Genomic DNA, 8448 nt, shown 5'->3' on the forward strand with positions numbered 1-8448 from the left:
GTGTGCCTTGCCTATCCCCTGTTGCGTGTCTCAGCCCTCACCCCGCGCGAACTCGAAATCCTCGGCTACCTCGCCGCCGGACACAGCAACAAAGTCATCGCCCGCCATCTGGACTTGGCAGAATCCACCGTCAAAGTCCACGTCCAAAACCTACTGCGCAAACTCAACCTCAGCAGCCGCGTCCAAGCCGCCGTTTACGCCGTCCAACACAAAGTCCCGCAGCCTGAAATTAATTAAACGGCTCAGGATGCTGATGCGGTAAAAACAAAAAAGGTCGTCTGAAAACGGACATAGCAAATTTCGCTAAAACCATTTTCAGACGACCTTTTCCATCAAACAGGTGTAGAAATGAAGATACTGATTTATTTGGTTTTACTTCCCATTAGTTTACTTGTCCTGCTCTATCTCATCGGCTTAATGCTCCCCCAAACACGCCGACTTTGCAAAACAACCGTATTCGATGCACCGATAGACCGTGTCTACCAAACCATTACCGATAATCAACATTGGCAATACCGCTCTTCTTTGGACAATTTACAAATTGTCAGCCAAGAAAAAGACAAAGAAATTTGGCTCGAAACAACAGGCAAAATAACCATCCGATTTATCACCGTAGAAAAACGCGAACCAGATTATTACGCCTTTAAAATGGAACACCAACTGTTTCATGGCACATGGACAGCCGAATTAGAAGCCATATCCGCCAACCGCACCCTCTTTACCGCTACCGAAAATATCCACTACAAAAACCCAATCATCCGCCTCATAGCTTACGCATTGATGGATTTAGACACAGCAATGCAAACCTATCAGGATGATTTGGATAAAGAATTGAGAAGAAGGCAAACAACTTCCACCTCAGACTTTTCAGACGACCAACTGCCCTGATCGAAGCCTAAATCCCCAAACACCACCAACCATAAAAAATAAAAAAGCCGTCTAAAATGACGGCTTTTTTGTATCCCATAACTGTCCCAGCATGTCGTAAGTATATGTTTCATATGATTATAATGGTGCGGACGGAGAGACTCGAACTCTCACACCTCTCGGCGCCAGAACCTAAATCTGGTGCGTCTACCAATTTCGCCACGTCCGCGCGATGAAACTGTGGATTATACACAAAGTATCCTGCTCTGCAAACAACCTTTGGCTTGAAATTGCTTTATTCCGACCGATATAATGGCAGATCGGTTATCTGCCGGAACACACTAATATCAAAGAGGAACATCATGCCTGTTTTACTGATTCAGGATTTTTTACAGACACAGGGTTTGAAGCTGTCTTCAGACGACCTCCGTATTGCTTATCTGACCGCAAAGACGGTGATGGATATGGGCAATGCTTCGATTGACCGCTCGGTTTTGTGGCGTGAGGAAGACGGTTGGAAGCTGGCAGACCATATTGAAGAAACGCCTGAAAACGAAGCTTTGCTCAAACAGGTTTTCATGGCTTTGGATTCGGTATTCAGCCGTGCAACAGCCGTCAAAAGCGCGGCGGTTTACATTCACCTTCCTGGCGAACCGCACGCAAGGCTGGTTCGTATCGCGGCGCAAGGCGAGCCTTTGGAAAATCTGTTGGCTATTCATGAAGAAAACGGTACGGTTTACCTTGCCTGCCGTACGGCGCAAAGCGGTTGGATGAATATTGCCAACGATATTGCTTATTGGCTTTTGCTGGACGAAATCCAAGGCAGTCGGAACGAAGGCAGCGGAAGCCAGTTGTCCATCCCTGTGGCAACGCAAAACGGAACGGTTTTGGGCGTGGTTCACGTTGAATTTACCGATAAAGATCAAGCCGATGACGCAGCCCAAACAGATTGGTCGGCGCTGGCGTTGGCACTTGCCGAGCCGCTGAAAGCATTGGCAGGCATCGAGGACAAGGAAGAAGAGCATGAATAATACCTTGAAATTCGTCGCCTCTTGCCGCCTGCCTACCGAATGGGGCGACTTCACTATGCACGGTTTTGAAGAACTGAGTGGGCAAGAACACATCGCTTTGACGATGGGCGATTTTTCAGACGACCTCCCTGTCCTGACCCGCATCCATTCTGAATGTTTGACCGGAGATGCCCTGTTCTCCAAAAAATGCGACTGCGGCCCGCAGCTTGAGGCGGCGATGAAGGCGGTTCAACAAGAAGGGCGCGGTGTGATCGTTTATCTGCGTCAAGAAGGGCGCGGCATCGGCTTAATCAACAAAATCCGTGCCTATAAGCTTCAAGACGAGGGGATGGATACGGTCGAAGCCAACCTCGCGCTCGGACTGCCCGTTGACGCACGCGACTTTACGCTTGCCAAGCAAATCTACGACCATCTGAATATCCGTGCTGTCAAGCTGTTGACCAACAATCCTGAAAAAATTCAGACGTTGAAAAATGCAGGCATCAATGTTGTCGAACGTATTCCGCTCCATGTCGGCGAGAATGCGGAAAACGAACGATATCTGCACACTAAAGCCGATAAATTGGGGCATATGATTTTTGATTGAGATAATACTAAACTTATTTATTATTTATATTCAAATAAATATATTTATCTTGAAACAAACGGCTTGCCCTGATAGAGGTTTTTTGGTTTAATCCCGAGTTCTCGGGTGATTAGCTCAGTTGGTAGAGCGTCTGCCTTACAAGCAGAATGTCGGCGGTTCAACTCCGTCATCACCCACCAGTTTTCCTTTCATTGTTGCAAAACAATGATGCGCGGTGGTAGCTCAGTTGGTTAGAGTACCGGCCTGTCACGCCGGGGGTCGCGGGTTCGAGCCCCGTCCGCCGCGCCAAATTTAAAAAGCACCGATTTATCGGTGCTTTTATTTTTGGTCGATGCATTTTATATTTTGGATACTCAATTTAAAAAGGTCGTCTGAAAACAGGTTAAGCGTTTGAATAAAATGCGCTACGTTTGTTTTCAGACGACCTTAATCTCAAAAAGCTTTATTTATGACCATATTCAGCAATATATTGGGCAATTGCAGCTTCAGGGTTAGCAGCGTTAATAAGTTGAGGTACTTCTACATAACCGCGTTTAACCAGATTTTTTTCACGCAAAGCATTACCTTGCATTCCGAATACTATATAAACGCCTAAACTAAGAAGGCCGACTATGCCACCCAACATCTCATTCTGACCAGCTAATACATTTAACACAATAAAGGTAACAAATATTCCAATCCCCAAACCCCACATTTTTTTCACACAAGCCCAAATAGCCCCAAAGAAAAATGCAGGCCAAGACCAGCCTTGTTTGACTGCCTCATACTGATTCATAGGATTTTTAAAAATCTTGTAAAGTTTCATAAAATACCTTTCTTTTATGCCTTAAAAAGTTAACGTCATGATTCTATCAAAATATATTAAAAAGTTGAATCATTATAAGATTAACGGTCGTCTGAAGACTCAATTTGGTTTTCAGACGACCTTTCATTTACTTACACAATCCCAACCTTATCACTCAGCCCAGTTTTTCTTCTTACTGGTTTTGCCTATACCCGGATTGAAGCTGTTGGTCGGGTCGAGTTTGCGGTAGAACTGCTTGAGCGCAGGTTTGGCCTCGTATAAATGGCCGACGTTGTGTTCGGCGGGATACTGCGCGCCGCGTTGGTCTAAGAGATGAAGCATTTCGTGTTCCAATGCCATGCAGTCGTTGCCTTTTTTGATGATGTAATCCTGATGGAAAACGTGGCACATGAAATGTCCGTAGTAGAGCTTGTGGATGATTTTATTGTCGATTTCCGACGGCAGTTTTTCAAACCAGTCGCGGTCGTCGCGGCGCAGGGCGATGTCCAGCGCGACCAAGTCTTCCACTTCATCATCATGCACGGCGCGGTAACGGATGGCGGCGGAGGCGACGGCAAAACGGTGCAGCATGGCAGCTTGGGTTTCTTCGGCGTTGCATTCGAAAAACGCGCCGCCGTGGTGCGCAAAATACTCTTTCAGGAACGCGCGCGCTTCATCGACGCCTTTTCCGCCCATTTTCAGAATCAGATGGTGTTCGTATTTGTCGCGGTAATCGCGCATGGATTTGGGCAGGTGGTCAGGCAAGTATTTGCTGACGAACTGCATGACTTTGTCGGAAAAATGTTTGGGCAGAAAGCTGACTTTTTTGCCGAATCGGTCAACTTTGGCTTTGAAATCAAATAATTTCGGCAGTTGGTGTGTACCGAATTTTTTGATGACGTAGAACGTGTCTTTGCCGTACACGTCGGCAATATCAAAAGCATGACGGTGGATGTATTCGCCGGAAATAGGCAGGCTTTCAAATTCACCCAAGGCGGCGCGGCGGATGTCGGTCAGTTCGTTGATGTCGTTGGTGCCGATGTAGAACACGGCGGTTTGCTTCTCTTGCGGGAAAGTGTCCAAGCGGACGGCGAATACCATCAGTTTGCCCGCGCAGCCGGACGCTTCATAATGACGCGCCGGGTCGGCATTGAAACGCGCGGCGGTCGGCTCGTCCACTTGGCGCACATGGTCGCAATAGGCGTGGTCGTGTCCTTTGCCCGCATCTTGCGTGATGTCTTTTCTTTGATAGTGATGGCCTTGAAGATTAGTCAGGATTTCTTCGGGCGTGTCGCCCAAATCTATGCCCAAATGGTTGACCAGATCCAGTTTGCCCTCTTCGTTGATTTGGGCGAACAGCGCCATTTCCGTGTAGGCCGGGCCGCGCTGCACCAACGCGCCGCCGGAGTTGTTGCACACGCCGCCCAAGACGGACGCTCCGATACATGAAGAGCCGATGACTGAATGCGGTTCGCGCCCCAAAGGTTTAAGCAGCAATTCGAGCTGGTTCAGGGTAGAGCCGGGCAGGCAGACGACTTGTTCGTTGTTGTTGATGGTTTGGATGATGTTCATCCGCATGGTGTTTACAATCACGATATCGCGGTCGTAATCGTTGCCGTCGGGGGTCGAGCCGCCTGTCAAACCGGTATTCGCCGCCTGCGTAATCACAATCACGTCCGCTTCGACGCATGCCTGCAAAATTTTCCACATTTCCAGAATGGTTCCGGGGCGCACCACCGCCAACGCCCTACCCTCGCCGAAACGGTAGCCTTGGCGGTATTGTTCGGTTTTCGCGGGGTCGGTGATGATGTATTTTTCGCCGACGGTTTGGGTCAGGCTGCTGATTAATTGCGAGGCGTTCATAATGCGCTCCTTGGGGCTGGTTTTATTGGATTAAAATAGTGATTGTAGTAACGCGACACGGCAAAGTAAAGGTCGTCTGAATACGGTCCGGAAAGGAATACTGTAAACCATCCACATCATCCGTCCAAACGCCCTACCCCTGAATTGCCCATTTTCCCCGCTATACACAATTTCTTTGCTGAACGGTGTGAACAGCTTGTGAATAAGTTCTATTACCTTTTGATAATCAAACAAAAAAATACAATGCTTAAAAAATAGGCAGTTTGTCGGTTTAGTCACATTCCGTGTTTGCCTTTGTGTGCGCAGTCTGTGGAAAAGTCAGCTAACTTATTCTATTCTCAATCAAAATATACAATGATTAAAAATTAGGCAATACGGCGTATAATCCGATTGATCAAACACACCCACTCAAAAATCCCGATTTTCAAAAAAAGGAAAAGGAATGCACACCCTTTCGGAACAAGTCCGCTTAAATGAGGCGCGCAAAAAGTTGGCGAAAAGCAGGCGTTGGGCGACGGGCTTGCTGCTTGCGGCGTGCGGGCTGTTTGCAGCCTCCACCGTTTATGTACGCCAATATCCTTGGTTGGGATTTGTCAAAGCATTTGCCGAAGCAGCGATGGTGGGTGCGCTGGCGGACTGGTTTGCCGTAACCGCGCTTTTCAGACGACCCCTCGGGCTGCCGATTCCCCATACCGCGATTTTGCCGCGCAATCAGGCGCGTATCGGCGATGAATTGGGGCGGTTTATCGAACACAATTTTTTGCAGGGCAAACCCATCGCCATGCGTATTTATCAAGCGCAGCCCAGCGATAAATTATTGAAATGGCTGGACGGCGAAGACGTGAAATCGCACTGGCTACCCTGGCTTTCCAAGCAGATTCCGACCCTGCTTGCCATCGCCAAACCGGAACAGACGGCGCGTTTTACGGCAATGCTGCTGGAAGAACGTTACAGCGGCGGACAAATCGGCAACGCGCTTGCCGACGGTTTGCGGCTGTTGAAAGCGCAAGGGATGCACGAAAAAGCGTTTGAAAGCCTGCTCCGTCAGATTCGGCGTTGGCTGAAAACGCCGGAAACCCGCGAAATGTTGGAACAGAACCTGCGCGAATGGGCGGCGAAAATCGAAGGCGGCAATCCCGGAACTTGGGACAGGCTTAAAGCGGCGGTGAAATCGACCTTGGTGGAGAAAGTCGATGATTGGGCGGCAGAAAAAGCGTTGGCATGGATAGACGGCTATTTGGCAACTGCGGACAAGCAGGACAACGCGCTGCGCCGACAATTCTTGGTGCAATACGACGAACTGACCGAACGCCTGACCACCTCGCGCCTGTGGCACCGCCGTCTGGACAAATTCAAAAAACAGCTCGCGCAATCGTCCGCCCTGCAACGTCAAATCATGACCTTATGGCGCGGCATTCTGGACTGGGCGCGGGAAGATGTGGAAAAACAAGACTCTTTGTGCCAAGCGCAACTGGAAAAGCTGCTGAACCATATGCGTTCGCAAGCTCAGGCATACCCGCAATTTATGCGTCGGGCGGATGTACGGATCTCGCTTTTGGTTCGGGATTTTGTGATGCGTTATAAAGATAAGGCCGCTTTGTTCGTCTCGGACAAAGTCAAAGGCTGGGACAGCCGCCTGATGGTGGAAAAACTGGAATTGAGCGTGGGCAAGGATTTGCAATATATCCGCATCAACGGCACGCTCGTCGGCGGACTGGTCGGACTGGTGATTTATACGGTATCGTTGTGGCTGGCGGGATAGTATGCAAAGAGGTCGTCTGAAAGCCCAACGGCGTAAAAAGCAATCGGCATTTTATCCCTACTTCGTCCGTTTATGTCGATTGAAGCCGCTGTTTTCAGACGACCCCTTGCCTTTTCCGACTGTAAAATATCAATAACGCCATTTGCCTAATTTGATAAAATTACGGACCGATTTTTTGTACCTGCCTGCTAAGGATGGTCTGTAAAACAGGTCGTCTGAAAATTTCCCGATCGCTTTTGACGGCTTGAATGTGGATTTCGCAGGCGGATCTGGACGGCAGCTTCAAGCCCGTTACGCCGTTCAGACGACCCCTATTTAAGATTGATATGTATAAATTCCTCCCTATTGTCCACGTTTTGTCCAGACTGGGGCTGCTGTTTTCCATGGTGCTCGCAGTACCGACGCTGATGTCGTATTTTTTTCTGGACAACGCATTTCCGGCGTTTGCCTACACGGCTTTGGCAACGACGCTGACCTCTTGCGCGGTTTGGCTGCTGACCTTCCATTTCCGCCGCGAGCTGCGCCCGCGCGACGGGTTTACGTTGGTTTTAATGTTGTGGCTGGCGTTTGCGCTGGTGGCGGCGATGCCGATCTATATTCACATCCCGGGCATCAGTTTTACCGATGCGTTTTTTGAGGCGATGTCCGGACTGACGACGACGGGCGCGACGGTCATGACGAGCTTGGACACGCTGGCCCCTTCGGTGAATTTTTGGCGGCATATGCTCAACTGGCTGGGCGGCATGGGTATCATCGTGCTGGCGGTCGCGATTCTGCCGATGCTGGGCGTGGGCGGAACGCAGCTCTTCAAGGCTGAAATTCCGGGAATGGACAAAGAAAGCAAGATGGCGCCGCGCATTTCGCAGGTGGCAAAAAAGCTTTGGTTCTTCTATACGATGACGACAGCGGCGGCTTTTCTGACGCTGCATTTTGCGGGGATGAGCTGGTTTGACGCGCTTTGCCATGCGATGTCGGCGGTGTCGCTGGGCGGTTTTTCGACACACGATGCCAGCATCGCTTATTTTGATTCGCTGACCGTCGAATGGGCGATCATGTTTTTCACGCTTTGGGGCGGTGTGAATTTTGCCACGCATTTCACGGCGCTGACACGGCGTTCGCTCAAATCCTATTGGCAGGATGAGGAATGCCGCGTACTGCTGGTGCTGCTGGCGGGCAGTATTTTGATGTCGGCGGTGTATCTGTGGCAGAAGGATTTTTATGCAACCTTTGGGGATTCGCTGCGTTTTGTCAGCTTCAACTTTGTCTCCATCGGGCTGGCAAGCGGTTTTTCCAACACGGATTTCGCGCAATGGCCGCTGATCGTGTCGCTGTGGATGTTTTTCCTATCCAACCTGTTGGCAAGCTCCGGCTCTATGGGCGGCGGCATTAAAAACGTGCGGGCGTTGGTCTTGTTCAAATTCAGCCTGCGCGAGATGATGATTCTGCTGCACCCGAAAGCGGTGCGTACGGTCAAGGTCAACGGACGCATGATTCCCGACCGCATGGCGCTGACGGTGATGGCGTTTATTTCGATTTATTTCATGACGACGATTGT

Annotated in this window: 8 protein-coding genes and 3 tRNA genes; 8 read left to right on the plus strand and 3 right to left on the minus strand. The window is 49.7% G+C overall.

Translation table 11 applies throughout. The features are described from left to right. The coding region (locus HMPREF1028_RS05765) for a LuxR C-terminal-related transcriptional regulator (protein ID WP_036529262.1) at window positions 1–237 on the plus strand (237 nt) is incomplete at its 5' end. A gap of 111 nt (window positions 238–348) precedes the next feature. Beyond that, the gene (locus HMPREF1028_RS05770; RefSeq protein ID WP_009311847.1) at window positions 349–888 is read left to right on the plus strand and encodes an SRPBCC family protein; all 540 of its coding nucleotides are present in this window, start codon (window positions 349–351) and stop codon (window positions 886–888) included. A 123-nt stretch (window positions 889–1011) separates the two neighbouring features. On the opposite strand, the gene HMPREF1028_RS05775 is transcribed toward HMPREF1028_RS05770, so the two are convergent. Further along, window positions 1012–1096, minus strand: a tRNA-Leu gene (locus HMPREF1028_RS05775). Between the two features lie 133 nt (window positions 1097–1229). Here HMPREF1028_RS05775 and HMPREF1028_RS05780 point away from each other — a divergent pair. The 4 genes from HMPREF1028_RS05780 (at window position 1230) to HMPREF1028_RS05795 (ending at window position 2772) form a co-directional block, all read left to right on the plus strand. Further along, the gene (locus tag HMPREF1028_RS05780) at window positions 1230–1898 is read left to right on the plus strand and encodes a hypothetical protein (protein ID WP_009311848.1); all 669 of its coding nucleotides are present in this window, start codon (window positions 1230–1232) and stop codon (window positions 1896–1898) included. Next, on the plus strand, window positions 1891–2484 hold the full coding sequence (ribA, locus tag HMPREF1028_RS05785; protein WP_003763943.1) for a GTP cyclohydrolase II: 594 nt from the start codon (window positions 1891–1893) through the stop codon (window positions 2482–2484). Before HMPREF1028_RS05780 ends, ribA begins: the two co-directional genes overlap by 8 nt. A gap of 103 nt (window positions 2485–2587) precedes the next feature. Next, a tRNA-Val gene (locus tag HMPREF1028_RS05790) sits at window positions 2588–2663 on the plus strand. 32 nt (window positions 2664–2695) lie between these two features. Next, window positions 2696–2772 (plus strand) — tRNA-Asp (locus tag HMPREF1028_RS05795). Between the two features lie 154 nt (window positions 2773–2926). Here the strand turns inward: HMPREF1028_RS05795 and HMPREF1028_RS05800 are convergent. Further along, a complete protein-coding gene (locus HMPREF1028_RS05800) occupies window positions 2927–3289 on the minus strand; it encodes a DUF2628 domain-containing protein (RefSeq protein ID WP_009311849.1) in 363 nt (120 codons plus the stop codon). 150 nt (window positions 3290–3439) lie between these two features. Further along, window positions 3440–5131 carry a D-lactate dehydrogenase gene (dld, locus tag HMPREF1028_RS05805; RefSeq protein WP_009311850.1) on the minus strand — a complete coding sequence of 564 codons (1692 nt, stop codon included), beginning with the start codon at window positions 5129–5131 and terminating at the stop codon, window positions 3440–3442. A 442-nt stretch (window positions 5132–5573) separates the two neighbouring features. On the opposite strand from dld, the gene HMPREF1028_RS05810 reads away from it, so the two are divergent. Then, window positions 5574–6893, plus strand: coding sequence for a DUF445 domain-containing protein (locus HMPREF1028_RS05810; RefSeq protein ID WP_009311851.1), 1320 nt, complete (start codon window positions 5574–5576; stop codon window positions 6891–6893). A gap of 326 nt (window positions 6894–7219) precedes the next feature. After that, on the plus strand, window positions 7220–8448 hold a 1229-nt coding region (locus HMPREF1028_RS05815; RefSeq protein WP_036529343.1), incomplete at its 3' end, for a potassium transporter TrkG.

The sequence above is a fragment of the Neisseria sp. GT4A_CT1 genome (assembly GCF_000227275.1).
In the GTDB taxonomy this organism is placed as follows: Bacteria; Pseudomonadota; Gammaproteobacteria; order Burkholderiales; family Neisseriaceae; genus Neisseria.

Excerpts from the sequence above, each read along its gene's own strand:
- HMPREF1028_RS05770 (WP_009311847.1), top strand. The coding sequence starts at position 349 with ATGAAGATACTGATTTATTTGGTTTTACTTCCCATTAGTTTACTTGTC.
- HMPREF1028_RS05780 (WP_009311848.1), top strand. The coding sequence starts at position 1,230 with ATGCCTGTTTTACTGATTCAGGATTTTTTACAGACACAGGGTTTGAAG.
- ribA (WP_003763943.1), top strand. The coding sequence starts at position 1,891 with ATGAATAATACCTTGAAATTCGTCGCCTCTTGCCGCCTGCCTACCGAA.
- HMPREF1028_RS05800 (WP_009311849.1), bottom strand. The coding sequence starts at position 3,289 with ATGAAACTTTACAAGATTTTTAAAAATCCTATGAATCAGTATGAGGCA.
- dld (WP_009311850.1), bottom strand. The coding sequence starts at position 5,131 with ATGAACGCCTCGCAATTAATCAGCAGCCTGACCCAAACCGTCGGCGAA.
- HMPREF1028_RS05810 (WP_009311851.1), top strand. The coding sequence starts at position 5,574 with ATGCACACCCTTTCGGAACAAGTCCGCTTAAATGAGGCGCGCAAAAAG.